Origin of the sequence: Bradyrhizobium sp. AZCC 2230, from assembly GCF_036924495.1 — a bacterium.
Classification (GTDB): domain Bacteria; phylum Pseudomonadota; class Alphaproteobacteria; order Rhizobiales; family Xanthobacteraceae; genus Bradyrhizobium; species Bradyrhizobium rifense.
In genome coordinates this window covers 8,172,894-8,199,069 of the sequence record NZ_JAZHRS010000001.1, presented here as the reverse complement: position 1 = coordinate 8,199,069, position 26,176 = coordinate 8,172,894, and the positions used below count along the sequence as shown (strand labels likewise).

Annotated in this window: 24 protein-coding genes; 15 read left to right on the top strand and 9 right to left on the bottom strand. The window is 65.0% G+C overall.

The features are described 5' to 3' along the window. Window positions 1–292 precede the first annotated feature (292 nt). Entirely contained in the window at window positions 293–973 is a 681-nt protein-coding gene (locus V1280_RS39070) for a glutathione S-transferase family protein (protein WP_334535915.1), read from the top strand. Window positions 974–1,025: 52 nt separating this feature from the next. On the opposite strand, the gene V1280_RS39065 is transcribed toward V1280_RS39070, so the two are convergent. Beyond that, the gene (locus V1280_RS39065) at window positions 1,026–3,035 is read right to left on the bottom strand and encodes a methyl-accepting chemotaxis protein (protein WP_334535914.1); all 2,010 of its coding nucleotides are present in this window, start codon (window positions 3,033–3,035) and stop codon (window positions 1,026–1,028) included. Between the two features lie 270 nt (window positions 3,036–3,305). Next, on the bottom strand, window positions 3,306–3,752 hold the full coding sequence (locus tag V1280_RS39060) for a nuclear transport factor 2 family protein (RefSeq protein ID WP_334535913.1): 447 nt from the start codon (window positions 3,750–3,752) through the stop codon (window positions 3,306–3,308). A 91-nt stretch (window positions 3,753–3,843) separates the two neighbouring features. On the opposite strand from V1280_RS39060, the gene V1280_RS39055 reads away from it, so the two are divergent. Next, window positions 3,844–4,758, top strand: a complete 915-nt coding sequence (locus tag V1280_RS39055) for a LysR family transcriptional regulator (protein ID WP_334535912.1) — start codon at window positions 3,844–3,846, stop codon at window positions 4,756–4,758. 90 nt (window positions 4,759–4,848) lie between these two features. Further along, on the top strand, window positions 4,849–5,547 hold the full coding sequence (locus tag V1280_RS39050) for an FkbM family methyltransferase (RefSeq protein ID WP_334535911.1): 699 nt from the start codon (window positions 4,849–4,851) through the stop codon (window positions 5,545–5,547). A gap of 40 nt (window positions 5,548–5,587) precedes the next feature. On the opposite strand, the gene V1280_RS39045 is transcribed toward V1280_RS39050, so the two are convergent. Beyond that, a complete protein-coding gene (locus V1280_RS39045) occupies window positions 5,588–6,208 on the bottom strand; it encodes a glutathione S-transferase family protein (RefSeq protein WP_334535910.1) in 621 nt (206 codons plus the stop codon). Between the two features lie 140 nt (window positions 6,209–6,348). Between V1280_RS39045 and V1280_RS39040 the strand changes: the two genes are divergently transcribed. Beyond that, a complete protein-coding gene (locus V1280_RS39040) occupies window positions 6,349–7,656 on the top strand; it encodes a flavin-dependent oxidoreductase (RefSeq protein ID WP_334535909.1) in 1,308 nt (435 codons plus the stop codon). 176 nt (window positions 7,657–7,832) lie between these two features. Here the strand turns inward: V1280_RS39040 and V1280_RS39035 are convergent, their stop codons facing one another. Further along, window positions 7,833–8,255: a PaaI family thioesterase gene (locus tag V1280_RS39035; protein WP_334535908.1), complete on the bottom strand. Its 423-nt coding sequence runs from the start codon at window positions 8,253–8,255 to the stop codon at window positions 7,833–7,835. A gap of 52 nt (window positions 8,256–8,307) precedes the next feature. Then, complete coding sequence (gene mutY, locus V1280_RS39030; protein WP_334535907.1) at window positions 8,308–9,429, bottom strand: A/G-specific adenine glycosylase; 1,122 nt, start codon at window positions 9,427–9,429, stop codon at window positions 8,308–8,310. A gap of 83 nt (window positions 9,430–9,512) precedes the next feature. Between mutY and V1280_RS39025 the strand changes: the two genes are divergently transcribed. The 11 genes from V1280_RS39025 (at window position 9,513) to V1280_RS38975 (ending at window position 20,192) form a co-directional block, all read left to right on the top strand. After that, on the top strand, window positions 9,513–9,797 hold the full coding sequence (locus V1280_RS39025; protein ID WP_334535906.1) for a type II toxin-antitoxin system RelE/ParE family toxin: 285 nt from the start codon (window positions 9,513–9,515) through the stop codon (window positions 9,795–9,797). Then, window positions 9,769–10,092: a HigA family addiction module antitoxin gene (locus V1280_RS39020; protein ID WP_334535905.1), complete on the top strand. Its 324-nt coding sequence runs from the start codon at window positions 9,769–9,771 to the stop codon at window positions 10,090–10,092. The genes V1280_RS39025 and V1280_RS39020 overlap by 29 nt, the downstream gene beginning before the upstream one ends. Before the next feature lie 12 nt (window positions 10,093–10,104). Beyond that, window positions 10,105–10,596 carry a DUF721 domain-containing protein gene (locus tag V1280_RS39015; RefSeq protein WP_148771853.1) on the top strand — a complete coding sequence of 164 codons (492 nt, stop codon included), beginning with the start codon at window positions 10,105–10,107 and terminating at the stop codon, window positions 10,594–10,596. Between the two features lie 137 nt (window positions 10,597–10,733). Further along, window positions 10,734–11,390, top strand: coding sequence for a DsbA family protein (locus V1280_RS39010; protein ID WP_334535904.1), 657 nt, complete (start codon window positions 10,734–10,736; stop codon window positions 11,388–11,390). 218 nt (window positions 11,391–11,608) lie between these two features. After that, window positions 11,609–15,073, top strand: coding sequence for a chromosome segregation protein SMC (smc, locus tag V1280_RS39005; RefSeq protein ID WP_334535903.1), 3,465 nt, complete (start codon window positions 11,609–11,611; stop codon window positions 15,071–15,073). A gap of 58 nt (window positions 15,074–15,131) precedes the next feature. After that, window positions 15,132–16,109, top strand: a complete 978-nt coding sequence (locus V1280_RS39000; protein WP_334535902.1) for a small ribosomal subunit Rsm22 family protein — start codon at window positions 15,132–15,134, stop codon at window positions 16,107–16,109. A gap of 134 nt (window positions 16,110–16,243) precedes the next feature. Next, window positions 16,244–16,804, top strand: coding sequence for a LemA family protein (locus tag V1280_RS38995; protein ID WP_334535901.1), 561 nt, complete (start codon window positions 16,244–16,246; stop codon window positions 16,802–16,804). Between the two features lie 33 nt (window positions 16,805–16,837). Continuing rightward, the gene (locus V1280_RS38990; RefSeq protein ID WP_334535900.1) at window positions 16,838–18,085 is read left to right on the top strand and encodes a M48 family metallopeptidase; all 1,248 of its coding nucleotides are present in this window, start codon (window positions 16,838–16,840) and stop codon (window positions 18,083–18,085) included. Window positions 18,086–18,291: 206 nt separating this feature from the next. Then, window positions 18,292–19,044, top strand: a complete 753-nt coding sequence (locus V1280_RS38985) for a hypothetical protein (protein WP_334535899.1) — start codon at window positions 18,292–18,294, stop codon at window positions 19,042–19,044. Window positions 19,045–19,106: 62 nt separating this feature from the next. Further along, on the top strand, window positions 19,107–19,775 hold the full coding sequence (locus tag V1280_RS38980; RefSeq protein ID WP_334535898.1) for a hypothetical protein: 669 nt from the start codon (window positions 19,107–19,109) through the stop codon (window positions 19,773–19,775). An 84-nt stretch (window positions 19,776–19,859) separates the two neighbouring features. Continuing rightward, window positions 19,860–20,192 carry a GIY-YIG nuclease family protein gene (locus tag V1280_RS38975; RefSeq protein ID WP_334535897.1) on the top strand — a complete coding sequence of 111 codons (333 nt, stop codon included), beginning with the start codon at window positions 19,860–19,862 and terminating at the stop codon, window positions 20,190–20,192. 16 nt (window positions 20,193–20,208) lie between these two features. On the opposite strand, the gene V1280_RS38970 is transcribed toward V1280_RS38975, so the two are convergent. The 4 genes from V1280_RS38970 to fbcH all read right to left on the bottom strand — a co-directional run bounded on the left by V1280_RS38970 (window position 20,209) and on the right by fbcH (window position 26,118). Continuing rightward, window positions 20,209–20,748 (bottom strand): adenine phosphoribosyltransferase, encoded by a 540-nt coding sequence (locus V1280_RS38970; protein WP_148771844.1) that lies wholly within the window; start codon window positions 20,746–20,748, stop codon window positions 20,209–20,211. A gap of 9 nt (window positions 20,749–20,757) precedes the next feature. Then, window positions 20,758–22,923: an anthranilate synthase component I gene (locus tag V1280_RS38965; RefSeq protein WP_334535896.1), complete on the bottom strand. Its 2,166-nt coding sequence runs from the start codon at window positions 22,921–22,923 to the stop codon at window positions 20,758–20,760. 305 nt (window positions 22,924–23,228) lie between these two features. Next, window positions 23,229–23,903 carry a dienelactone hydrolase family protein gene (locus tag V1280_RS38960; RefSeq protein ID WP_334535895.1) on the bottom strand — a complete coding sequence of 225 codons (675 nt, stop codon included), beginning with the start codon at window positions 23,901–23,903 and terminating at the stop codon, window positions 23,229–23,231. A 151-nt stretch (window positions 23,904–24,054) separates the two neighbouring features. Next, window positions 24,055–26,118: a cytochrome b/c1 gene (gene fbcH / locus V1280_RS38955; protein ID WP_334535894.1), complete on the bottom strand. Its 2,064-nt coding sequence runs from the start codon at window positions 26,116–26,118 to the stop codon at window positions 24,055–24,057. Window positions 26,119–26,176: the final 58 nt, after the last annotated feature.

Genomic DNA, 26,176 nt, shown 5'->3' with positions numbered 1-26,176 from the left:
TCGTAGGGTGGGCAAAGGCGCTCTTGCGCCGTGCCCACCATCTCCCTAATGGTTGACGGAATTCGTGGGCACGCTTCGCTTTGCCCACCCTACGGCACCTGTGCCGTGGCCACTACGGCAACCAGCGGGCCTTTGTTACGCCCGCCGATCTGCGTCATGCGCAGATACCGCACGGCAATCTCGCCGGTTGCTTCCCCCGACAAGGTTCAGGCAAGAGAAGGCCGCCGCGCGGCAATGATGCTGCGTCCGCTCTCGGCCACAAACGCTTGCACCAACATTTGGGAGACGCCCGATGCTCAAATTCTATTTCAACGGATCGCCGAACCCGACCAAGGTCGCACTGTTCCTCGAAGAGGCCGGCCTGCCTTTCGAGCCCGTGAAGATCGACACCCGCAAGGGCGAGCAATTCACGCCGGACTATCTGAAGATCAATCCGAACGCCAAGGTGCCCGCGATCGACGACAACGGCACGATCGTGTTCGACTCGAACGCGATCCTGCTCTATCTCGCCGAGAAGACCGGACAATTCCTGCCGGCGAACCGCGCCGAATTGCTGTCCTGGCTGATGTTCGTGGCAACCGGCGTCGGGCCGTATTCAGGTCAGGCCGTGCACTTCAAGCATTTTGCGCCAAAGGACCAGAACCACGACTACGCCCACAACCGCTACCAGTACGAGACCGACCGCCACTACAAGATTCTCGACGGTCACCTCAAGGGCCGCAGCTACATGATCGGAGACAGCTATTCGATCGTCGACATGGCGCTGTGGGGCTGGGCGCGGATGGTGCCGTTCAAGCTCGGCGACGACGCCTTCACGCGCTACCCGAACGTGAAGCGGCTGATCGACGAGATCTCGGCCAGGCCGGCGGCGGCGCGCGCGATCGCGCTGAAGGACAAGTTCACCTTCAAGGCCGAGATGGACGACGAGGCCCGCCGCAACATGTTCGGCCACATGACGACGAAAGTGGCCTGATCACCCCGCGACGCGATTGAAGGCCACGCGCACGCGCGTGGCCTTTTGCTTTTTAGGCAGCGTGGACCGAGCTCAGGAATTTTGCGACTTCCTGCTTCAGCCGGTTGCTGTCGGCCGACAGCGAGCGCGCTGCCGACAGCACCTGTGAGGAGGCCGAGCCGGTGTCCGAAGCGCCGCGCTGGACGTCGCCGATATTGGTCGAGACGCGCTGGGTGCCGTGCGCGGCCTGCTGGACGTTGCGGGAGATTTCCTGCGTGGCCGCGCCCTGCTCTTCCACGGCGGCGGCAACCGTCGAGGAGATTTCCGACAGCCGCTCGATAGTGCCGCTGATCTCCCGGATCGAACCGACCGACTCTTCCGTCGCGGCCTGGATGCCGGAGACCTGCTGGGCGATCTCACCCGTGGCTTTTGCGGTCTGCTCGGCCAGCGCCTTGACCTCGGACGCCACCACGGCAAAGCCGCGGCCGGCTTCGCCTGCGCGCGCTGCCTCGATGGTGGCGTTGAGCGCCAGCAGATTGGTCTGGCCGGCGATGGTGCTGATCAGCTCGACCACGTCGCCGATCCGGGCGGCCGCCTTGGAGAGCTCGCTGACGCGGGCGTTGGTCTTCGTCACCTGCCCCACGGCCTCGCCGGCAATGCGGGCGGATTCCTGCACCTGACGAGCGATCTCGGAGACCGAGGAAGATAGCTCTTCGGTGGCGGACGCCACAGCCTGCACGTTGGACGAAGCCTCCTGCGACGCGGAGGCGACTTCCGTCGACAGATCCTGCGCGCGCGTCGCCGTCGTGGTCAGCGTGCCGGCGGAGGCCTCGAGCTCGTTCGATGCCGACGAGACGGTGTCGACGATCTCGCCAACCGCCTGCTCGAACTGGTCGGCGAGCCGGACCATGTCCTTCTTGCGGTCCTCGGCCTGCCGCGCCTCGATCTCGGTCTGCTCGTGGCGCATCCGCTCGGTGTCGATCATGTTGTCCTTGAACACCTGGATCGCCTTGGCCATGTCGCCGATCTCGTCGGCCTTGCCGCGCGAGGGGATCTCGACCGCGAGATCGCCGCCGGCGAGCAGCCCCATCGCCCGCGTCATCGAGGTCAGCGGCCCGACGATGCTGCGGGCGATCAGGACAGCGACGATCAATCCGAACAGGGTGGCCACCCCACCCACGATCTCCTGCATCGACGTCGTGCCGTCGATCGTGGCTTCGGCCTGGCTGCGGGAATCCTTGTAGTCCTTCTTGAGTGCGGTCTCGGCGACCTTGAGCTTGGCGATGCTGTCGACGATGAGCGGCGCGAGGCTCTTGTGGTAGATCTCGTCGGCCTGGAGCATCGCGGCCGACGTGGTCTCGAATGCGGATTTGTAGATTCCGAGCGAGGACTTCACCGGCGCGAGCGTGGCGCGCAATTCCGTCGCCTGCGGGCTCTTTTCGAGCGCGGCAAGCCGCTGCGACGCCCTGTCCACATTGGTCCTGAAGTTGGCGGGACCCTTGGTGTCGCGCAACGCCAGGAAACGCCAGTTTGCGATCTGAACCAGCAGCAAGCGGGATTCGAGGTCTGCGACGAGCGACGCGGTGTCCTCGTCGACGGCTGCGCGCGCCACATCGCTCAGCTTGTTCATCTTGACGGTCAGCTCGTCGCCGCTCGGCAGCAGCGTCGCCTTGCCGGTCCGCGCCTCGTTGACGGCGTCGCCGAGATTGTCGCGCAGGCTCTTCATCTTCGCGATGTCGGCGATCAGATCGTTGTAGAGCTTGCGCCGCTCCTCGGAGAGCGTCCCCTTGGCACCGACCTGCAGCAGCTCGGTCGCCGTGGTCTCCCGTTCTGACGCCTCCCGCATCGCGGACTCGTTGGCGTCGTAGATGTAGCGCAGATTGGCCCGCTGGATCGCCTGGAGATGGGTCGAGATCTCCAGCACCCGCGCCGTGCTGTCCGAAAACGCCGAGGCCTTGGCGACCTGGTCCTGCACGGACCGCAAATTCCAGATGGCCACCACCGCCATCACGAGACCAACCACGACCAGCGCCATGAAGCCGGCATAGAGACGGCCCCGGATCCGCAAACGAAAGCTCGGCATTCCCACTGTCCACCCGGATGCATGTGAATTCAGGCGGACGCACAACTCCGGCAATCGTCACGGCCACCCCAGCAGCCGCGCGTCACCTCTTCGGCGACTCACGCTGCACCGCGATACAATGCGGGACACTTCTTAATTGAACCTTCCAAATTTTCGCGTGGGTCTAACGAGGCTCACACAAAATCTGCTGATTTTGTCGGCAGTTGCGCAAGGTTTTGGCGTAAGGCCCGCAGCTGCATGCAGATCGTTGCATGCAGCGCGTCGATGGACCTATCCGCGAGCTGCGCCACTGACCGTCTGCGGAAACGGACCCAGCGCCTTCTCGGTCAGGACCGAGTCGCAGTACTCCCGGATCTCCTTGATCTTGCCGTCCTCGAGCCGAAACACGAGGCAATAGTCATTGTCGTAGCGCACGCCCTCGGGCGTGATGTTGTCGCCCTTGGCCTCCACCACGACGATGTCGCCATCGGCAATGAAGCGCTCGGCGACCGTGCGCGTCCGCTCGCGCAGGCGGGTGCGCACATAGCCGTGCAGATCGTTGAGGATCGCCTCTTTCCCTGTGAAGGTGCGCGACCAGGAGTACTGGCCGGTGACGATCCATTTGGCGTCGTCGGCAAGGCTTGCGGCGAACAGCGCGCGGTCGCGCACCGCCGGATCGGGGTTGGCGGCGGCGGCGAAAATATCCTGCATCAGTTTCTTGTTGGCGCTCGCGCTCATGGCGGCATCTCCGTTTGGTGGCAACCAGGAGAACATCGCCGCCCGGCGGTAATTCTTCAAATCGATAGCGGATATGATATCTATTCACCTCATGAATTTGAATTCGCTCGATCTCAATCTATTGACCGCGCTCGATGCGCTGCTGCGCGAGGCCAATGTCAGCCGCGCGGCCATGCGGATCGGCCTGTCGCAGCCGGCCACCAGCCACGCGCTGCAACGCCTGCGCGACATCTTCGGCGACCCGCTGCTGGTGCGCACCGGCGCGCGGATGGAGCTGACGCCGCGGGCGCAGGCGTTGCGCGCGCCGCTGGCGCAGGCGCTCGACCAGGTGCGCGGGCTGTTCGTGCGGGACGAATTCGATGCCGCGCGCAGCGAGCGGCCGTTCCGCCTGATGATGCCGGATCTCGCGGTCGAGCTTCTGATGCCGCCGTTGATGGAGAAGGTGACGCGCCTTGCGCCCAACGTCCGCATCGACGTCGTGCCATGGCGGGGCCCGGCGATCTTCCACGCCGAGTTCGCCCGCACCATCGATCTCGTGATCTCGATCGGCAACGCCTTCAAGGGCTTTCACCGGCAATTGCTCTACACCGACAGCGATGCGCTGGCAGTGCGGCGCGGCCATCCCGCGGGCGTCAAGCTGAAGCGTCGCGAGGCGTTCCTCGCCGCACGCCATGTCGGCGTGATCATCCGCGGCAACAGCGAGGATCTGATCGACACCTGGCTGCGGACCAAGGGCATCGAACGGCACATCTCGCTGGTGGTGTCAGGCTATCTCGAAGCGCTGCACGTTGCCGCCCGCACCGACCTCGTCGCCTTCGTGCCGCGCCGGCTGATCGCGGCGTTGTCAAAACAGCTCGGGCTCGTCACGGTAACGCCGCCGCTCGATCCCGGGATCGACGAGCAGTTCATGTTCTATCCGACGCGGGCGCAGATGGACCCGGGCTCGATCTGGCTGCGGCGGCTGATGCTGGAGACGGGACGGGAGCTGGAAAAACACAAACGATGAGCATCCCAGCGGCGTCGCAAGGCGCTCGACTTGAAACAAGCCCTCAGGGCCTTTAATGAGCCAGCCACAGGAACCGAAGGGATCGACAGCATGCTGGACCCGCACCAACCACTTGGATGGTTGATCCGCCTTCCGTTCAAGCTGGTTTCGCCATCGTCCGTCATGCGGGTGCTCACCGGACCGAACCGAGGCCTGAAATGGGTCGTCGGGGCCGGCAACCAGAGTTGCTGGCTCGGAACATATGAAAGCGATCATGCCAAGGCGATCGCCGCCCGCGTGAAACCAGGCATGACGGCCTTCGATGTCGGCGCGCATGCCGGATACTACACCCTGATGCTTTCCAGGCTTGTCGGACCCCAAGGCCGTGTCCTTGCGTTCGAAGCAAACCCTGCCAACGCGGCAAGGCTTCGCAAGCATCTCGATCTCAACGACATCGGGAACGTCGAGGTGATCGAGGCGGCCGTCACTGACCGAGACGGCGAGACGTTTTTCCGTACCAACGATGATGTCGGCAAATACGGCTACATGGGGAAGATTTCAGAAACCGGAACGCCGGTCAGGACGGTCCGCCTCGACGACTTTCCGACCCCGGACCTGATCAAGATGGATATCGAGGGCGCCGAGACGCTGGCTCTCACGGGCGCGGCGCGGCTCTTGTCCGAGCACAAGAGCACAATCTTCCTCGCCCTGCACGACGGCGCCTTCGAACAGGCGCCGTCCATCTTGAAGCAGCATGGCTATCGGATCGAGCCGGTCGGAGAGCGTGAATTATGGGCCACTCCGACCTAGTTTCGTAAGGCCGGTCAGCCGGCCTGCGATACCCGAGATCTCACGCCTTCTGGGCGTCCATCACCTTGCGCACGGCCGGCCTATCCGACATGCGCTTGAAATGATCGGCGATCTTCGGCGTGGCGTTGATGTCGACGCTGTCACCTTCGAGCCAGTGCGAGAGCGTGTGGAGGTAGGGATCGCAGACCGTGAACTGATCGCCCATCACCCAGGGTCCCCTGAACATCTTCTGCTCGATCAAGGCGAAGCAGGCGCCCATGGTCTTCGGCACCATCGCCTTCATGTCGGCGAACGAGCTCTCCTGCGTCGCCCAGCGCGCGCCGCGCATCTTGTGGGCATGGTTGATGTGCGCGGTCGAGCAGAGATAGGAGTTGAACGACTGCACCTGGGCGAAGTCGAAGGGATCGTCGAGCGGCGCGAGCTTCGCCTTGGGAAAGGTCTGCGCGATATAGGCCAGCATCGCAGGCGTCTCGGTGAGGACGCCGCGATCGGTCACCAGCGCCGGCACGCGGCCCTTCGGATTGATCGCGAGGTAGTCCGGGCTGTTCTGCTGATTATCCTTGAAGCTCAGCCGTTCAGCCGTGTAGTCGGCGCCGGCCTCCTCCAGGGTCATATAGGTGGCGAGCGCGCAGGTGCCGGTGGCGTAGTAGAGCTTGAGCATGTCGGACCTCATGGGAAAATTGGAAATTAGCGGCTGCGGGCCGCCAGGTCCATAGCACAGCGTTCTCAGTGCTTTGCTCTTCGCAGTTGCCCACCGCCGCCCGCCTATGCCAAGACGCCCGCAACCGGAGGGGTTTGGTCATGACGGTACTCATCGCCGGCGGCGGCATCGGCGGGCTGACGCTTGCGCTCAGCCTGCACGGGATCGGCGTTCCCGTGAAAGTGTTCGAGAGCGTCGCGGAGCTGAAGCCGCTCGGCGTCGGCATCAACGTGCTGCCGCATGCGGTGCGCGAGCTGATCGAGCTCGGGCTGATGGACAAGCTCGACGCCAGCGGCGTGCGCACCCGCGAGCTCGCCTATTTCTCCAAGCACGGCAAGCCGATCTGGAGCGAGCCGCGCGGGCTGGAAGCCGGCTACAAATGGCCGCAGTTCTCGATCCATCGCGGCACGCTGCAGCAACTCCTGCTCGACACCGCAATCGAGCGGCTCGGCCGCGACAATATTTCGACCAGCCATCATCTGACCGGCTGGACCGAGACGCCGAACGGCATCCGCGCCGAGTTCATCGACAGGGCGACCGGCAAACCGGCCGGGACTTACGACGGCGCCATCATGGTCGCCGCCGACGGAATCCATTCCGCCGCGCGAGAAAGGCTCTATCCGCAAGAGGGCCCGCCGATCTGGAACGGCCGCATCCTCTGGCGCGGCGTGACGCCGTCAAAGGCCTTCCTCACCGGCCGCACCATGATCATGGCCGGCCACGAGATCTTGAAATTCGTCTGCTACCCGATCTCGAAAGAACCGGATGCCGCTGGCAACCATCTGATCAACTGGGTCGCCGAGCGCCACATGCCGCCGACCTATCAGTGGCGCCGCGAGGACTATAACCGCACCGCGCGGCGCGAGGAGTTTTTGCCCTGGTTCGAGAGCTGGCAGTTCGACTGGCTCGACGTGCCCGGCCTGATCAGGAACTGCCCGCACGCCTACGAATATCCGCTGGTCGATCGCGATCCGGTGTCGCAATGGACCTTCGGCAAGGTCACGCTGATGGGCGATGCCGCGCATCCGATGTACCCAATCGGCTCGAACGGCGCCTCGCAGGCGATCCTCGATGCCCGCACCATCACCCGCGAGATCTTGGCGCATGGTCCGACGACCGCCGCGCTGCTCGCCTATGAAGCCGAACGGCGGCCTGCGACCACCGACCTCGCGCTGCTCAACCGCAAGAACGGTCCGGAGCAGGTGATGCAGCTCGTCGAGGAACGCGCGCCGGATGGCTTCGAGGTCGTCACCGACGTGCTGTCGCAAGGGGAGCTGGAAGACATCGCCGCGAACTACAAACGCGTTGCGGGATTCCAGGTGGAGGCGCTGAACGCGAAGCCGCCGATTGTGAGTGGGGATGCGAAGCGGGTGGGCGTGAGCGCTCACAAGAAACGAGATGCGCGTTAATGCGCCCTCGCCCCTTGTGGGAGAGGGCAGCTCCGCTGGTAGACACGAACTCGCTTGGGTGAGGGGTATGTCTCCGCGAGTCAACTGGCTCTGAATTCGCGGAGAGATACCCCTCATCCGGCGCTACGCGCCACCTTCTCCCGCAAGGGAGAAGGGAAGTGGAGTGCGCGGCTCGGCTATTTGCCCACCACTCTGGCCGCCTCCAGCAGCCGCTCGCTCGCGCTTGCCGTCGCCAGCACCGTGCCATCTTCCGCCATCAGCTTGGCCTCGACGAACGCAATGGTCTTGCCGAGCTGCGTCACCTTTGCCTCGCCAATGATCGGGCCGGGCTTTGCAGGCGCCAGAAAATTCACGGTCATGCTGATGGTCGTGGTGTAGAGCCGGCCCTCGCTCATCACCAGCACGGCAGGGCCCATCGTGTCGTCCAGCATGGCGGAGAGCAGGCCGCCCTGGATGAAGCCGGCGGGATTGCAGAACTCAGGCTTGCCCTCGAAGCCGAGCTTTATCCAGCCGTCCTCGGGACGGGCATCGAGCAGCCGCCATCCCAACAGCTCGGCGCAGGGCGGTCTCTTGAAGTCGTCGAGCGCGGTCTTGACCATTGGCAGCCTCCGTATCGCGCGCTGATAGCGTAGCGCTGCTGCCAGCATATTGTCAGGACGATCGGCCCGATGAAAGGTCCAGCGCGTGCGCGATCACCTTGCGCATGACGTTGGGCAGCGCCTCTTCGGCCAGGGTCGCGATCGGAACCCAGCGCATGCCCTCGGGCGCGCGCGTGCGAGCCTCGGCCTTCGCGGTGTAGACCACGAGTTCCAGCGGGAAATGCGTGAAGACGTGGGTGACCACGCCGAGCTGGCGCTGCCATCGCGACAGCCCTTTTAGCTCCGGCGCCTGCTGCTTTGCCGTCGCGTCCTCTTGCCCGGCGCGCCAGTCGGAGCCCGGCACCTCGGTCATGCCGCCGAGCAGACCCTTCTCAGGCCTTGAGCGGACCAGCAGCTCATCACCGCGCGTGACGACGAAGGCGGCACCCCGCCGCAGCGTTCCGCTCTTCTTCGGCGCCTTGCGCGGAAACGCCTCCTGCGTTCCCTGCGCGCGCGCCGTGCAATCCTCATTCAGCGGGCACAGCGAGCAGGCCGGCTTTTTCGGCGTGCAGATCGAGGCGCCCAAATCCATCAGCGCCTGGGCACTATCGCCGGCGCGGGAGTTGGCGAGCAGCGTCGCTGCCAGTTGCTGGATCAGCAGTTTTGCCTGCGGCAATTCCTCTTCGACCGCATACAGGCGCGATACCACGCGCTCGATATTGCCGTCGACCGGCATGGTGTGGCGATCGAACGCGATCGCCGCAATCGCCGCTGCCGTGTAGGGCCCGATGCCCGGAAGCGCCCGCAGCCCCTCCTCCGTATCGGGGAAGACACCGCCATGCTCGCGCGTCACCGCGACCGCGCAGGCGTAGAGATTGCGTGCGCGCGAATAATAGCCGAGCCCGGCCCACATCCGCAGCACGTCGTCCTGCGAGGCGTTCCCCAACGCCGTGACATCCGGCCAGCGCGCGACGAACTTTTCGAAATAGGGCCCGACCGCCTTCACCGTGGTCTGCTGCAGCATGATCTCCGACAGCCAGACGCGATATGGATCCGACGTCTCACCAGGCGCGGCGCGCCAGGGCAGCCTGCGGCGGTGGCGATCGTACCAGGCGAGCAGCAATGTGGGGCGAGCCGACGACGACGTTTTCGCCGTCGTGCTCCGTTCCTTCTCGCGCGCGGTCGTGGACGACATTCGCCTTTCCTAAAGGAGGATTCCGCCTGTGGCCAGCGCCACCGGACCGTTGCGCACTATAACGCCTTGCGTTATACACAAACATGATCCAGAGCTTCGCCAATTCCGAGACAGAGTTGATCTGGTCCGGGCGGCGAAGCAGGAAACTACCGCCCGACATTCAGAATGCAGCCTTGCGAAAACTGCGTTTGCTCAATCAAGCGCGGGTGTTGACCGATCTCAGGGTTCCACCGGGCAACCGGCTCGAAGCCTTGAAGGCCGACCGCCACGGCCAGCATTCGATCCGGATCAATGATCAGTGGCGCATCTGTTTTGTTTGGGACGACGGAGGACCGAGACATGTCGAAATCGTCGACTACCACGGCTAGGAACGGGCTCCTCCGCAATCCTCATCCCGGCGAGATCCTGCTCGAGGAGTTCTTGAAGCCGATGGAACTCAGCCAGAATGCGCTGGCGCGCGCGGTGCGCGTGCCGCCGCGGCGGATCAACGAGATCGTGCTGGGAAAGCGCGACATCACGGCCGACACGGACCTGCGGCTTGCCCGCTATTTTGGTCTGTCGGAGGGCTTTTTTCTGGGGCTCCAGATGGACTACGATCTGATGCAGCGACGGCGCGAGATCGACCGCGACCTCAAGGCCATCCGGCCTCGCGCGGCAGCGTAGCGGACACGGCCCATGGCCAAATTCCCTCCCAAACCCGGCCCCATCAGCGCCAAGCCGCTCGGGATCCTGCTCAACGACGTCTTTGCCGAGGCCTATGCCAAGCAGGGCTTTGCGGCGCGCGAGCTGGTGACTCGGTGGGAGCAGATTGCCGGGCCCGAGATCGCCGCCCATGCGGAGCCGCTCAAGATGCAATGGCCGCGGCCGGTCGAGGGCCAGCCGCAGGAGCCGGCGACGCTGGTGCTGCGGGTCGAAGGCCCGATGGCGCTGGAGATCCAGCACTCGGCCGACGTGATCCTGGAGCGGGTCAACCGGTTCTTTGGCTGGAGCGCGGTCGGCAAGCTCGCCTTCCGCCAGGCCCCGCTGTCGCGCCCCCGGCGCCCGGTGCGGCCCGCCCCGCCGGACCCCAAGGCCGTCGCCAAGGAGGCGGAGAGCCTGGGGGATATCGAAGATGAAGAATTGAAGACAGCACTGGCGCGGCTCGGGGCCGCCATCAAGCGAAATTGAGCCTCATTTCGCGGCCAATCTGGACCCGCCCCTGCCGCTCGCCATTGCCTCACACCACGTTTCAAGCTAGCGACAGGCCGCCCGGGAACCTTCATAGGAGCCTCGGGCGCGAGACCACGCCAATTCGGGAGCCGACCTTGATCATCACCCGCCGCGCCTTCAATACGATGCTGTCGCTGACCGGGCTTGCCGCGGTCGCCGGGTTCTCGCCGCTGCGGTTCATCTCAGAAGCAATGGCGCAGGCCGCTGGCGATGTCGCCAAGCCGGTGTCACTGCCCGACATGGTGCTCGGGTCCAAGGACGCCGCCGTCACCATCACCGAATTCGCCTCGATGACCTGCCCGCATTGCGCGGCCTTCAACGAGCAGGTGTTCCCCAAGATCAAGTCGGAATATATCGACACCGGCAAGATCCGTTACATCTTCCGCGAGTTCCCGCTCGACATCAAAGCCGCCGCCGGCTCGATGCTGTCGCGCTGCATCGCCAATGGCGACGCGCCGAAATACTTTGCCGTCACCGACATGCTGTTCCGCCAGCAGAACGACTGGGTTGTGAAGAACACCACCGAGACGCTGACGCGGATCGGCAAGCAGGCCGGCCTCACCCAGCAGCAGGTGGAAGCCTGCCTGAAGGACCAGGCGCTGCTCGACAAGATCGCCGCCGACCAGAAATATGCCAGCGACGTTCTGAAGGTCGATTCGACGCCGACGTTCTTCATCAACGGCGAGAAGATCAAGGGCGAGACCTCGTTCGAGGAGTTCGCCAAGAAGATCAATCCGCTCCTGAAGAGCTGATTCGCGCGTCAAGACTCTGATTCGCATCTCAAAAGCCGTATCTTTCCCGGCATAAATCCCTTGGGAAAAGCGGCTTTCGCAGGTTGCCCTCGCGGCACACCGCGGCCATTGTCCGCCGCATGAGGCGCCCTGCGCGACTCGCCCCAGATAGCGACACTGCCTTCCATGGTATTGTCCCGGCAGGGGGGATTCGCGCCTGCCAACAGAGATGCGTGCTTATGAAAATCACCCGCCTGCGCCTACACGGCTTCAAGTCCTTCGTTGAGCCCACGGACTTCGTCATCGAGCCCGGCTTGACCGGTGTGGTCGGCCCCAACGGTTGCGGCAAGTCGAATCTCGTCGAGGCGCTGCGCTGGGCGATGGGTGAGACCTCGTACAAATCGCTGCGCGCCGCCGACATGGACGCGGTGATCTTCGCCGGCTCCGGCAACCGTCCCGCGCGCAACCACGCCGAAGTGACGATGACGATCGACAATGCCGATCGCACCGCGCCGGCGGCGATGAACGACAGCCAGCTGCTCGAAATCTCCCGCCGCATCGAGCGCGAAGCGGGCTCGGTCTATCGCATCAACGGCCGCGACGTCCGCGCCCGTGACGTGCAGATCCTGTTTGCGGACGCCGCCACCGGCGCGCGTTCGCCGGCCCTCGTCCACCAGGGCAAGATCGGCGAAATCATCCAGGCCAAGCCCGAGCAGCGCCGCCGCGTGCTGGAAGACGCAGCCGGCGTCGCCGGTCTGCACGCCCGCCGCCACGAAGCCGAGTTGCGGCTGAAGGCAGCCGAAACCAACCTCACCCGCGTCGAGGACGTGATCGGCCAGCTCGCAGGCCAGATGGAAGGCCTGAAGAAGCAGGCCCGCCAGGCGGTGCGCTATCGCGAAGTCGCGGCCAAGGTCCGCAAGGCCGAAGCCACGCTGTTCCATCTGCGCTGGATCGGCGCTCACGCCGACGTCAACGAATCCGGCCAGACCCACGATCTCGCTGTGCGCGAGATGGCCGAGCGCACCCAGCATCAGGCCGAAGCCGCCCGCATCCAGGCGATCCGCGCCGCCGAAATGCCGGCGCGGCGAGACGCCGAAGCGCGCGCCGCGGCGGGTCTTCAGCGCCTGACCAATGCCCGCGAACTGCTCGACCGCGAGGAAGAGCGCGCCAAGGAGCGCGTCGCCGAGCTCGAGCGCCGCCTCGCCCAGTTCGAAGGCGACATCGCGCGCGCCCAGCAGCAGACCATGGACGCCGACGTCGCGCTGCAACGGCTCGACAGCGAAGATGCCGAGCTGAAGGAAGAGATCAAGTCGCGCGTCGAGAAGCGCTCCGGCGTCGACGAGCGCGTCGGCGAAGCCGAGGCGGTGCTGACCGAAACCGAGCAGCAGTTCGCCGAGCTCACCACCGCGCTCGCCGACCTCACTGCCAAGCGCAATCAACTCGAAGCCAACGTCCGCACCCACCGCGACAAGCTTGCGCGTCTCGACCAGGAGATCACGAACGTCGCCACGGAAGAGCAGAAGCTCGCCGCCGAGACCGGTGGCTTCGGCGATCTCGACGAGCTGACCGCAACGGTCGAAACCGCCGAGCAGACGCTGGCCGCTTCGGAAGCCGCAGCCCAAGCGAGCGAAGCCGCGCATGTCGCCGCGCGCCAGACGCTGGAATCCTCGCGCTCGCCGCTCAATGAGGCCGACAAGCGCGTGCAGCGGCTCGATACCGAAGCACGCACGATCTCAAAGATCGTCAACGGCGAGACCAAAAATTTGTGGCCGCCGATCATCGACGGCATCACCGTCGACAAGGGCTTTGAAAAGGCGATTGGCGCCGCACTCGGCGACGATCTCGATGCGCCGGTCGATCCCTCGGCGCCGATGCGCTGGACCAATGCAGGCGTCACCGAGGGTGATCCGGAATTGCCCGAAGGCGTCACCCCGCTCGCCAACCACGTGCAGGCCCCGGCCGAGCTGACGCGCCGCCTGGCGCAGATCGGCGTGGTGCCGCGCGAGCGCGGTGCCGAGCTGGTGCCGCAGCTCAAGACCGGCCAGCGGCTGGTCTCGCCTGAAGGCGACGTCTGGCGCTGGGACGGCTTTGTTGCCGCCGCCCACGCCCCGACCGGCGCCGCGCGGCGCCTGGCCGAGCGCGCCCGCCTTGTCGACATCGAGAACGAGCTGGAGCAGGCCCGCATCGACGCGCAGATCAAGCGTCAGGCGCTGGAGAACGCCGAGTCCGAGCTGCAAATGGCGGCTAGCACCGAAGGCGCCAGCCGCGAAGCCTGGCGTGCCGCGCAGCGCGAGCTGAACGTCGCGCGCGAGCGCCACGCCGCCGCCGAGCGCGAGATCAGCCGCCACGCCGCGCGCAAGGCGACGCTGTCGGAAGCGCACAGCCGTCTCGCCGCCGACCGCGCCGAGGCCGAAGCCGCGTACGAATACGCCGAGGCGGGCATCAGCGAGCTGCCGTCGAGCGAGGACACCGAGACCCGTCTCGCCGCCGTCCGCAGCGACATCGAGGGCCATCGCCGCATAGCCGCCCAGGTCCGCGCCGAGGCGCAGGCGTTGGCGCGCGAGGCCGAGCTTGCCGATCGCCGCGTCCAGGCGATCCTCGCCGAGCGCACCGAGTGGCAGAACCGCAAGGAGAGCGCGGCCTCCCATATCGACACCATCCAGACCCGCATCACCGAGGTCTCGATCGAGCGGAGCGATCTCGAAAACGCGCCGGCCGTGTTCGCCGAGAAGCGCAGCGCGCTGATCACCGAGATCGAGTACGCAGAGAACGACCGCCGCATGGCCGCCGACGCGCTCGCCACCGCCGAAACCCTGATGGCGGAAACCGACCGCGCCGCGAAGCTGACGCTCGAAGCGCTGTCGAGCTCCCGCGAAGCCACTGCCCGCGCCGAAGAGCGCATGGAAGGTTCGCGGCGCCGGCTCGATGACATCGAACGCGAGATCCGCGACATGCTCGAAGTCGAGCCGCAGGCCGTCGCCGGCCTCGCCGAGATTGAGCCGGGCGCGGAGCTGCCGCCGCTGCACGACATCGAGGAAGACCTCGAAAAGATGCGCCGCGATCGCGAGCGTCTGGGCGCAGTGAACCTGCGCGCCGAGGAAGAGCTGCGCGAGGTCGAGGCCCAGCACACGGGCCTGGTCACCGAGCGCGACGACCTGGTTGAGGCCATCAAGCGGCTGCGCCAGGGCATCCAGAGCCTCAACAAGGAAGCGCGCGAGCGCCTCCTGACCTCGTTCGAAGTCGTCAACAACCACTTCAAGCGCCTGTTCGTCGAGCTGTTCGGCGGCGGCGAGGCCGCGCTGCACCTGATCGAGAGCGACGACCCGCTGGAAGCCGGTCTCGAAATCATCGCAAAACCCCCGGGCAAGAAGCCGCAGACGCTGTCGCTGCTCTCGGGCGGCGAGCAGGCGCTGACCGCGATGGCACTGATCTTCGCGGTGTTCTTGACGAACCCCTCGCCGATCTGCGTGCTGGACGAAGTCGACGCACCGCTCGACGACCACAATGTCGAGCGCTATTGCAACCTGCTGAACGAGATGACCGCCTCGACCGACACGCGCTTCGTTATCATCACGCACAATCCGATCACCATGGCGCGGATGAACCGGCTGTTCGGCGTCACCATGGCCGAGCGCGGCGTCTCGCAGCTCGTCTCGGTGAACCTGCAAGAGGCAGTGGACATTCTCGACCAGAACGTGGCGTGATATCTCTGCCGTCATTCCGGGCTCGCGGAGCGAGAACACGGAATGACGGTAGGCAACCATGATCTCACCCACCCTCCCCGCCGAACTCAAGGCCGCCCTCGACGCCAGGTTGCAGGGCCTCTCGCGCACTGACGCTGCGCAGCGGTCGCAGAAGATCTCGACCACCTACCGCGCCGGCGGCGGCTCCGGCACGATCAAGTCGGAAGCCGATGCGCTCGCCTACGCGCTGGCGCGCATGCCGGCGACTTACGCGGCCGTCGCCGCAAGCCTGAGCGCGCTCACCGAGATCGCGCCGGACCTCGCTCCCAGAACATTGCTCGACGTGGGTGCGGGCCCGGGCACCGCGAGCTGGGCCGCCGCGGAGGCGTTCTCCTCGCTGCAGGATTTTACACTGCTCGACGCCAACGCCACGCTGAGCCGGCTCGCGCTCGAGCTCGTGCAGGATAGCTCGCGCCTCTCGGATTGCCGTTATCTGCCGGGCGATGCCGCCACAAATCTCGCCGAGGTCGCGCAAGCCGATCTCGTCGTCGCGAGCTACGTCATCGGCGAGCTTGGCGAGAATGACCAGCGCAAGCTCGCCGAGACAATGTGGGCAAAAGCGCGCCACGCGCTGGTCGTAATCGAGCCCGGCACACCTGCCGGCACCGCCCGCATCCTCGCGCTGCGCCAGCAGCTGATTGCGGCCGGCGCTTATGTCGCCGCCCCCTGCCCGCACGAAAAGCCCTGCCCGCTCGTCGCGCCCGACTGGTGCCATTTCAACCAGCGCCTGCCGCGCTCGCAAGCGCACCGCCAGATCAAGGGCGCCGAGGTGCCGTTCGAGGACGAACGCTTCATCTATGTCGCCCTGACCCGCGCGCCGCCGGCAGCGCGCGCCGCGCGCGTGCTGGCGCCGCCGGATGTCGGCAAGGCCGAGATCACGGCCAAGCTCTGCACCGAGGACGGTGTCGAACTCGCCAAGGTCGCGCGGCGCGACAAGGCCGCGTATGCGAACGCAAGGCGTTGGCGCTGGGGTGAGGCCGTTCTGTCCGAAAGTTAACCCCGTTCGGCGCTTTTGCCTTGAACTCGGATGGCTCCCGATCCGACCAAGTCTTACCTTCCCTCCGCGCGGGGCTCTCCCCCGGCCCCATTTTGGGTTACGCTGTCCGCCCCAATTCCCTTCAGGAGTTCTCCATGTCGACCGGCTGGATCGTTCTCGGCGTCATCGTCGTCCTCGTGTTCTTGGCCTTCAGTGCCTACAACCGGCTGGTGGCGCTGGGCCAGCGCGTTGGCCAGGCCTTTGCCGATGTCGACGTGCAGCTCAAGCAGCGCCACGATCTAGTCCCGAACCTGGTCGAGACCGTGAAGGGTTATGCGTCGCATGAGCGCGGCACGCTCGACGACGTCATCAAGGCGCGCAACTCGGCGATGTCGGCGCAGGGGCCGACGCAGGTGTCCGCGGCCGAGAACCAGCTCTCCGGCGCGCTCGGCCGCCTGATCGCGCTGTCGGAGGCCTATCCCGACCTCAAGGCCAACGCCAATTTCCAGCAGCTCGCATCCGAGCTCTCCGACATCGAGAACAAGATCGCGGCGAGCCGCCGTTTCTTCAACAACGCGGTCCAGGAATACAACACCGGCATCCAGCAGATGCCCGCCGCTCTGTTCGCCGGCATGTTCGGCTTCACCAAGAAGGACTTCTTCGATCTGGGCGCGAGCCGTACCGAGGTCGAGGCCGCGCCTCAGGTGAAGTTCTGATTTTGAGCCGATAGGCCGGCAGGGCAACGCGTCATGGCCGCGTATGGTCTCTACACGCACATCGCCTCGAACAAATTTCGTTCGATGCTATTGCTCGCCGGCCTGTTCGCGCTGGTCTATGTGCTGGTCTATGCCGGCGCGCTGGTCGCCGAGGTCGTCATCAACGGCAATCAGACCGTCGCCTATTATCTGAGCCGCGCCTTCACCGACCTGCTCAAGGCTGCGCCCATCGCGACGATCGCTGTGGTCGCCTGGATCATCATCGCCTATTTCTTCCACCAGTCGATGATCGACGCCGTCACCGGCGGCCATGACGTCACCCGGCAGGAGCAGCCGCGGCTCTATAATCTGCTGGAAAATCTCTGCATCTCGCGCGGCATCACCATGCCGAAGCTGAAGATCATGGACAGCCCGGCGCTGAACGCATTCGCGACCGGCCTCAATCCGCGCCAATATGCGGTCACCGTCACCACGGGTCTCCTCAAGGCGCTGAACGACCAGGAGATCGAGGCTGTGCTCGGCCACGAGCTCACCCACATCAAGAACGGCGACGTCCAGCTCATGGTGGTCGCCGTGATCATCGCCGGTGTAGTCGGCTTCTTCGGCGAATTGTTCTTCCGCCTGTTCACGAATTTGAGCTGGAGCTCCGGCGGCGGATCGTGGTCGTCGGGCTCCTCCTCGTCGTCGCGGTCGTCCTCGTCGTCGAGCGACAGCAAGAGCTCCGGCGGCGGCGCAATCGTGGTCATCATCATCGCCGTCGTGCTGATCGTGGTGGCCTGGCTGGTGTCGCAGGTCGTCAAGCTCGCATTGTCGCGTTCGCGCGAATATCTGGCGGATGCAGGCTCGGTCGAGCTGACGAAAAACCCGGATGCCATGATCTCGGCGCTGCGCAAGATTGAGAACCGCGGCGAGTTGCCGGGTGCGACCTCGGCGGTGATGGAGCTGTGCCTGGACAATCCGCGCGAAGGCTTTTCAGATCTGTTCGCGACCCACCCCTCGGTGCAGTCCCGCGTCGACGCGCTGGTCAAATTCGCCGGCGGCCATGATCCCGGTCCGCTGCCGCCACCGGCCGATGAGACGGACCAGCCCGCCGCAGACGAGCCCGAGGCACAGGCTGATCAGCAGGACGCCCCACCGGCACTACCGCAGGGTCCGTGGAACGATGCAGGCGGCCGGGCCACGCCACCGCCCGTCCCTGCACCAAGCCCTTCCGGAACCGCAGGCGGCAATCCGTTGGGCAGTCCGATCGGCAATCCCATCGGTCCGTGGGGCCGCCACTGAGCGTGCGATCTGCCGCGCCTCAAGCCGGTTTCACTGCGTATGGGAAAAACTGCGGGAATTGCAGCTGGCCTGTGCCAGAGATTTGAATTCTCCCTTGTTTCTGCCATGTTCGCGCCCAACAGCAGACTTGGGACATCCTTGGGACATCGATTTGGGGCCCGGCCGATTGCGACCTCGCGATCGGGGGCGCGCGTTAGGGGACAGCAATGGCAAAGCCGGCAGTGGTTGTGGTGGGCGCGGACAAGGGCGGGGTCGGCAAGACCACCGTATCGCGCACCTTGCTCGATTATTTTTCCGCCAACAACGTGCCGACCCGCGCCTTCGACACGGAGTCCCCGCGCGGCACGCTGAAGCGCTTTCACCCTGACATCACCGAGATCGTCGACATGACGACGACGTCGGACCAGATGAAGATTTTCGATACGCTCAATGCGACGAGCCCGTCGGTGACCGTGATCGACGTCCGCGCCGGCCTGCTCTCGCCGGCTTTGGCCTCGCTGCGCGACATCGGTTTCCTCGACGCCGCCAAGGCTGGCCAGATCACCTTCGCGGTGTTCCACATCCTGGGACCCTCGATCGCCTCGCTGGACGAGATCGCCGAGACCGCGGGCTTCATGACCGGCGCAAAATATTTCCTGGTCAAGAATTTCATCAACGATACCCAGTTCTTCCAGTGGGACCAGGCGACCTACAATTCCTACTTCCACCGCATCAAGGATGCGACCGAGCTGACCATCCCCAAGCTCAACGAAATGGCCTATGAGCAGGTCGAGGTCTCCTCCGTCCCGTTCCTGAAATTCGTTGCCAACAAGGGCATCAACGACGAGGCCGCGAACTATTCGTTCGTGCTGCGCGGTTATGTCCGGCATTGGCTCGCCAACGTCTGGAGCGAGTTCGACCGCATTCGCCTGACCGACATCGTCGGCTCCAAGCCTGGCGGCCGCAGCAGCGAAAAATAGTTGCGCAGTCCGGGCAGATACGGCTGGATTGGGCGGTGAGTTCGCTCAGATAATAGCCCGTGATGCCAGCGACACCCCTCTACATCATCTGCTCGCCCCGCCCGCAGGTCGGCAAGACGCTGCTGGCGCGGCTATTGAGCGAATTCCTGCTGCTCAAGAACGGCAACGTCACGGCCTTCGACGTCAATCTGAAGGAACCGTCGCTGCTCGACTATCTGCCAAAGGTCACCGAAACGGCTGATGTGATCGACACCTACGGCAAGATGCAGCTGATGGACCGCGTCATCGTCGACGACGGGCTCGCCAAGGTCATCGACCTCGGCTTCCACGCCTTCGACGAGTTCTTCAAGATGACCGACGAGATCGGCCTGCTCAAGGAAGCAGCACGCCGGCATGTCGCGCCGATGATCCTGTTCGTGGCCGACACCGATCGCGTCTCGGCCCGCGCCCACGAGATGCTGCGCGGGCAGATCCCGCGGATGAACCTGATCACCGTCGACAACGAGTTCATCATCCGCGGCGAGTTGCCGCCCGCGATGGCCGGCGGCCGGCTGTTCCGCCTGCCGGCGCTGCCCGGCTTCCTCAAGACCTATATCGACCGGCTGAACTTCTCCTTCACGGGCTATTTGCGCCAGGAGAAGGACTCTTCGACCGAGCTGCACCAGTGGGTCCGGCGGAATTACCTCGCCTTCCGCGAGCTCGAGCTCAGCCTGATCCTGCAACGGTCCTGAATATTTTATCCGGGTAATATTGACGCGCGACGGCTATGCCGCTACTGAGGCTACGCTACAGCGTCCCTCAACAAGGCCCCTCCCGTGAGCATCGACCGGAAAGCAGCCATCGCCGCCTACAAGGAGCGGAAGACCATTGCGGGCATCTACGTGGTCCGCTGCGCGGCCTCGGGCGAAGCCTGGGTCGGCCAAGCCCCGAACCTCGAGACCATCCAGAACCGCATTTGGTTCACCCTGCGCCAGGGCAGCCACCCCTGCCGCAGCCTCCAGGCGGCCTGGAACGCGCATGGCGAGGTCGGTCTGACGTTCGGAGAATGCGAGCGGCTGGAGGACGAGGAGAGCGGCTATGTCAGGAATGCCCTGCTGAAGGAGCGCGGGGAGCACTGGCGAGCCGAGCTGAAAGCGGAGGCGATCTGACGATCGCAGCGATCGCTCAGTGCCCGTCGAACGTCATCAGCGTGCGCACCGGAATATCCATGGCGCGCAGCTTGGCGGCACCTCCAAGCTCGGGCAGGTCGACGATGAAACAGGCCGCGACGACGTTCGCGCCGATCTGACGCAGCAGTTTCACCGCACCCTCGGCAGTGCCGCCGGTGGCGATGAGATCGTCGACCAGGATGACGCGCTCGCCGGGCTGGATCGCATCGACATGCATCTCCATCTCGTCGATGCCGTATTCCAGCGAATAGGCGATGCGCACGGTGGTGTGCGGCAGCTTGCCCTTCTTGCGGATCGGCACGAAGCCGGCCGAGAGCTGATGCGCCACCGCGCCGCCGATGATGAAGCCGCGCGCCTCCATGCCGGCGACCTTGTCGATCTTGTTGCCGGCCCAGGGATTGACGAGCTCGTCGACCGCGCGGCGAAAGGCGCGCGCATCCGCGAGCAAGGTCGTGATGTCGCGGAACATGATCCCCGGCTTGGGATAGTCGGGGATGGTGCGGACGCTTGCCTTCAGGTCGTGGTCAAAGGTCATTGGTGCCTCTCAATCGACGCCCGCATTCAGCCGGAATGCGTTCTCGACAATTCGTAAACCCACCTCGTTGCCGAGCGACATCAGCGACTCCGGGTGGAATTGCACGCCGGCGACCGGCAGGGTCTTGTGCTCGAGCGCCATGGCGACACCGTCCTCGGTGCTGGCAGTGACATCAAGAACTTCCGGCATGCTGTCGCGCTCGACAAAGAGCGAATGATAGCGGCCGATCACGATCTCGTTCGGCAGATTGCGCATCAGGCGCCCGCCGCGCACCTGCACCCGCGAGGGCCGGCCGTGCGCGGGATGGGTGAGCTGGCCGAGCTCGCCGCCGAAATATTCGCCGATCGCCTGCACGCCGAGACACACGCCGAACACCGGCAGCTTGTTCTCCAGCGCCGCGTCGATGGTTGTCTTGATCCCGAAATCTTCCGGCCGGCCCGGGCCTGGCGACAGCACCAGCAAATCCCACCTCTTCTGCTTGAGCATGTCGAGCGCATGCACATAGCGGACCACGGTGACGCTGGCGCCGACTTGACGGAAATAATCGGCGAGCATGTGCACGAAACTGTCGTCGTGGTCGATCAGCAGCACGCGCTTGCCCGAACCGGTGGCATCGGGCGCAAACGCCGACAGCGGCTTCGGCGGATCGCCGCGCAGCGCCTGGAACAGCGCTGCGGCTTTCACCTGGCATTCGCGATCTTCCGCGGCGGGATCGGAGTCGAACAGACAGGTGGCGCCGACGCGGACCTCAGCGAGACCATCCTTCATGCGGATGGTGCGGATGGTGAGGCCGGTGTTGATGCTGCCATCGAAGTTCACTGCGCCGATCGCGCCGGCATACCAACGCCGCGGCGAACGCTCGTGATCCTCGACGAACTGCATCGCCCAGAGCTTTGGCGCGCCGGTGACGGTGACGGCCCAGGCATGGGTGAGGAAAGCGTCGAGCGCATCGAAACCGGGGCGCAGCATGCCTTCGACATGATCGACGGTGTGGAACAGCTTTGAGTAGGTCTCGATCTGCCGGCGCGCCAAGACCTTGATCGTGCCGGGGACACAGACGCGCGCCTTGTCGTTGCGATCGACGTCGGTGCACATGTTGAGTTCGAACTCGTCCTTCTCCGAGTTCAGGAGCTGACGGATCTGCTCGGCATCGCCGATCGCATCGGTGCCGCGCGCGATCGTGCCTGAGATCGGACAGGTCTCGACGCGCCGCCCGTCGGAGCGCACGAACATTTCCGGCGAAGCGGAGACAAGAAACTCGCCGTCGCCAAGATTCATCAGCGCACCGTAGGGCGACGGGTTGATGACGCAGAGGCGCTGGAACACTTCGGCCGGAGAGCGATCGCAGGGCTCGGCGAAGAGCTGGCCCGGCACGGCTTCAAAGAGATCACCTCGGGCAAAGGCCGCGCGCGCGGTCTCGACGGTGGCCTGATATTCGCCGGGGGCGTGATCGGCAAAACCCTGGCGCCCCGTCTTCAGATACGGGCTCTCGGCTGTCTCGCGCGGCAAGCCTTCGGTCGACTTGCCCTTCCATGCGAAATCATAGCTGAGCACGACGCCCCGCCCTGTGGCGCGGTCATAGGCGAGCAGGCGATCGGGGACGTAGAGCACGATGTCGCGCTGATCATTCTCGCGCGGACGCTTCTGCACGAGGTCCTCGATCTGGAACACCAGGTCGTAGGCGAAGGCGCCGAACAGCCCGAGCAGCCCGTCATCATTGGCGGAGAATGCGGCGACGAGATCGCGCACCAATGACATCACGCTGGCGCGCCGCGTGCGCTGGTCTTCCTCGATCGGCGCAGCGCCACGGATGATATGGCCGGCAAGGCGCGTGGCGGTCTTCTCGGAGATCACGACGCAGGGCTCGCGCAGAACGTCAGCGAGGAAAGCGATCAGCACCTCGCCACGCGCGTTGAGCGCTTCGAGCTTGAAATTGACGCCAGTGGTTTCGAGCTTGAGCGGTGGATCGGAGAAGCCGAGGTCAAAGCTCTCGTAGCGGCCCGGCACAGTTGTGCCCGAGGACAGCACCACGCCGCGGCGGCGGTCGAGCAGGCTGACGAGATCGTCGAGCCTGTTGGCGCCGCCGGTAAACTGTTCGGCCACGCGCGTGATCGCGAGACCGCCGCGGGTGACGTAGTCACTTCTGGCCGGGAGGGCAAAGACTGTCCTGTTCATGGGGTCCTCTTACGAAACTTGCCGAGGGAACGCCACACAGGACAAACGATCAGGCCGCCGCACTGTGCTGGCGACCTTCGACGATTTTGGGGAAATAAATCGCACCGGCCACCTCTTAGGAGGTGCGCCACCAACGACGGGATGGGCGGGCTGCGGTGCTCATGGGGCGGATACTCACCATGGCGCGGGGACGGCGTCAAGGGCGGCTGGGCGGCCGTAGCCCGGATGGAGCGGAGCGCAATCCGGGTTGGTGCCACGACGAGAGAGTCCCGGATTACGCTACGCTCCATCCGGGCTACGGGTGATCAGCCCAAATGCTTGCGGAAAAACTCCGTCGCCCTGCCCCAGGCGAGCTCGGCGGCTTCGCGGTCGTGCACGGCCTGGCGCTGCTCGTTGACGAAGGCGTGTTCGGCGTCATAGCGGAACAGCTCCAGCGACTTGCCGGCGGCCTTCATGGCCTTTTCAAAACCGTTGACCAGCTCCGGCGTGCACCAATCGTCCTTGTTGGCGAAATGGGCCTGCAGCGGGATCTTGACGTCGGCGGGCTTGGCCGCCTGCTCCGGCGGGATGCCGTAGAACACGACGCCGGCGGCGAGCTCCGGCACATGCACCGAGCCGATGATGGTGACGGCGCCGCCGAGGCAGAAGCCGGTCAGGCCGACCTTGGCGCCGTTGCGCGACAGGTACTGCGTGGCGCCGCGCACGGTCTGCGTGGTGGCGTCCATGAAGTCGAGCGAGTTCATCTCTTTGCCGGCCGCGTCCGTGTCGTGATACGGCACCACCTTGCCCTTGTAGAGATCGGGCGCCAGCGCATCGAAGCCGGCGAGCGCAAAGCGGTCGCACAGGCCCTTGATCTGGTCCGACAGACCCCACCATTCCTGAATCACGACCACGCCCGGCGCGTTGCCGCGTGCGGCGTTGGCGAGATAGCCCGATGCATCCTTGCCGTCCGGGCGCTTGAAGGTGATTGTAGTTCCCATGGTGTCCTCCGACGATGTTCTGGGGGAGAGGCCTGGAGGTATCTTGGCGGCTGCGCGCGCGATAGGCAATCGCGCCGGACAACACACGCGCGTGTCCAACAAAAAAAGCCCCTTCGCGGGGGCTTCTTCATTTTCGTCCCGCGGAGGCCGCTCAGTGCGAGTCGGCCCAGACCTTCTTCTTGGTGAAGTACATCAGGAACGCGAAGATGATCAGGAACACGAACACCTGGAGGCCGATGCGCTTGCGCGCTTCCATGTGCGGTTCGGCGGTCCACATCAGGAACGTGGTGACGTCCTTGGCGTACTGCGCAACCGTCGCCGGCGAGCCGTCGTCATAGGTCACCTGGCCGTCGCTGAGCGGCTTCGGCATCTTGATGGCGTGGCCCGGGAAGTACTTGTTGTAGTATGAGCCTTCCGGGATGGTCACGCCTGCCGGCGCCTTGTCCTCAAAGCCCTGGAGCACAGCCGAGACATAGTCCGGGCCCTGCTCTTGGTACTGGCTGAAGAAGTCGACCAGGAACATCGGGAAGCCGCGGCCGTAGGACCGCGCCTTGGTGATCAGCGACAAATCGGGCGGCGCTGCGCCACCGTTCGCCGCGCGCGCGGCCTGCTCGTTCGGGAACGGCGAGGGGAAGTAGTCCGCTGCCCGGCCCGGGCGCTCGAACATGTCCCCTGCATCGTTCGGACCGTCCTTGATCTTGTAATCGGAGGCAAACGCTGCGACCTGCGCCACCGAATAGCCGGGGCCGCCGGGATCGCCGAGATTGCGGAAGGCAATGAAGGACAGGCTGTGGCAGTTGGAGCAGACCTCCTTGTACACCTTCAGACCGCGCTGGAGCGCACCGCGATCATACTTGCCGAAAGGGCCCGCGAACGACCAGTTGTTGCCTGGCGGCTTGGGGCCGCCTTCCTCGGCGCGGGCATCCTGCAAGGTGCCGACGAACAGCGCGCCGACGGCGACGAGCGCGACCGCAATCGAGGCGACGGCCTTGCCGCTCTTGGCGAGGATCGCCTCCGAGATCGAGTTCGGCACCGGTCGTGGCGTCTCGATGCGCGAGAGCAGCGGCAGCACGATCAGGAAGTAGGCGAAGTAGCAGACCGTCAGGACCCGGCCGGCGATCACGTAGATGCCTTCCGGCGGCTGCGCGCCGAGATAGCCGAGCAGGATGCAGACCGCGACGAAAATCCAGAAGAACTGCTTGGCCAGCGGACGGTACTTCGACGACCGGGTCTTGGCGGCATCGAGCCAGGGCAGGAAGCACAGGATGATGATCGCCGAGAACATCCCGATCACGCCCGCGAGCTTGTTCGGGATCGAGCGCAGGATCGCGTAGAACGGCAGGTAATACCATTCCGGCACGATGTGCGGCGGCGTCACGCCCGGGTTCGCCGGGATGTAGTTGTCGGCGTCGCCGAGATAGTTCGGCATGTAGAAGATGAACCAGGCGTAGAGCAGCAGGAAGCAGGCGACGCCGAAACCGTCCTTGATGGTCGCATGCGGCGTGAACGGGACCGTGTCCTTTTCCGTCTTCGGCTCGACGCCGTCAGGATTGTTCTGGCCGGCGACGTGCAGCGCCCAGACGTGGAGCACGACGACGCCCGCGATCAGGAACGGCAGCAGGTAGTGCAGCGAGAAGAAGCGATTCAGCGTCGGGTTGCCGACCGAATAGCCGCCCCACAACAGCGTCACGATGCTCTCGCCGACATAGGGAATGGCGGAGAACAAATTGGTGATGACGGTGGCGCCCCAGAAGCTCATCTGGCCCCACGGCAGCACGTAGCCCATGAAGCCCGTCGCCATCATCAGGAGATAGATGATGACGCCGAGGATCCACAGCACCTCGCGCGGTTCCTTGTAGGAGCCGTAATAGAGGCCGCGCAGCATGTGGACGTAGACCGCGAAGAAGAACATCGACGCGCCGCAGGCATGCATGTTGCGCAGCAGCCAGCCATAATTGACGTCACGGACCAGAAGCTCGACCGACTTGAACGCGAGATCGGCATGCGGCGTGTAGTGCATCGCCAGGATCACGCCGGTCAGGATCTGCATCCCCAGCATGAAGGAGAGGATGGCGCCGAAGGTCCACCAGTAGTTCAGGTTACGCGGGGTCGGATAAACGACGAAGGAAGAGTGCACGAGACCCAGGATCGGCAGACGCCGCTCGATCCATTGCAGGGCCGGATTGCTCGGCTGGTAGTCGGATGGTCCGCTCATGATGCGATCCTGAGGAAATAATACGACGAGACGGTTCGAGGCTTCGGACGCGGATCCG

Coding starts and splice junctions, on each gene's coding strand:
- V1280_RS39070 (WP_334535915.1), top strand. CDS start 293: ATGCTCAAATTCTATTTCAACGGATCGCCGAACCCGACCAAGGTCGCA.
- V1280_RS39065 (WP_334535914.1), bottom strand. CDS start 3,035: ATGCCGAGCTTTCGTTTGCGGATCCGGGGCCGTCTCTATGCCGGCTTC.
- V1280_RS39060 (WP_334535913.1), bottom strand. CDS start 3,752: ATGAGCGCGAGCGCCAACAAGAAACTGATGCAGGATATTTTCGCCGCC.
- V1280_RS39055 (WP_334535912.1), top strand. CDS start 3,844: ATGAATTTGAATTCGCTCGATCTCAATCTATTGACCGCGCTCGATGCG.
- V1280_RS39050 (WP_334535911.1), top strand. CDS start 4,849: ATGCTGGACCCGCACCAACCACTTGGATGGTTGATCCGCCTTCCGTTC.
- V1280_RS39045 (WP_334535910.1), bottom strand. CDS start 6,208: ATGCTCAAGCTCTACTACGCCACCGGCACCTGCGCGCTCGCCACCTAT.
- V1280_RS39040 (WP_334535909.1), top strand. CDS start 6,349: ATGACGGTACTCATCGCCGGCGGCGGCATCGGCGGGCTGACGCTTGCG.
- V1280_RS39035 (WP_334535908.1), bottom strand. CDS start 8,255: ATGGTCAAGACCGCGCTCGACGACTTCAAGAGACCGCCCTGCGCCGAG.
- mutY (WP_334535907.1), bottom strand. CDS start 9,429: ATGTCGTCCACGACCGCGCGCGAGAAGGAACGGAGCACGACGGCGAAA.
- V1280_RS39025 (WP_334535906.1), top strand. CDS start 9,513: ATGATCCAGAGCTTCGCCAATTCCGAGACAGAGTTGATCTGGTCCGGG.
- V1280_RS39020 (WP_334535905.1), top strand. CDS start 9,769: ATGTCGAAATCGTCGACTACCACGGCTAGGAACGGGCTCCTCCGCAAT.
- V1280_RS39015 (WP_148771853.1), top strand. CDS start 10,105: ATGGCCAAATTCCCTCCCAAACCCGGCCCCATCAGCGCCAAGCCGCTC.
- smc (WP_334535903.1), top strand. CDS start 11,609: ATGAAAATCACCCGCCTGCGCCTACACGGCTTCAAGTCCTTCGTTGAG.
- V1280_RS39000 (WP_334535902.1), top strand. CDS start 15,132: ATGATCTCACCCACCCTCCCCGCCGAACTCAAGGCCGCCCTCGACGCC.
- V1280_RS38995 (WP_334535901.1), top strand. CDS start 16,244: ATGTCGACCGGCTGGATCGTTCTCGGCGTCATCGTCGTCCTCGTGTTC.
- V1280_RS38990 (WP_334535900.1), top strand. CDS start 16,838: ATGGCCGCGTATGGTCTCTACACGCACATCGCCTCGAACAAATTTCGT.
- V1280_RS38985 (WP_334535899.1), top strand. CDS start 18,292: ATGGCAAAGCCGGCAGTGGTTGTGGTGGGCGCGGACAAGGGCGGGGTC.
- V1280_RS38980 (WP_334535898.1), top strand. CDS start 19,107: ATGCCAGCGACACCCCTCTACATCATCTGCTCGCCCCGCCCGCAGGTC.
- V1280_RS38970 (WP_148771844.1), bottom strand. CDS start 20,748: ATGACCTTTGACCACGACCTGAAGGCAAGCGTCCGCACCATCCCCGAC.
- V1280_RS38965 (WP_334535896.1), bottom strand. CDS start 22,923: ATGAACAGGACAGTCTTTGCCCTCCCGGCCAGAAGTGACTACGTCACC.
- V1280_RS38960 (WP_334535895.1), bottom strand. CDS start 23,903: ATGGGAACTACAATCACCTTCAAGCGCCCGGACGGCAAGGATGCATCG.
- fbcH (WP_334535894.1), bottom strand. CDS start 26,118: ATGAGCGGACCATCCGACTACCAGCCGAGCAATCCGGCCCTGCAATGG.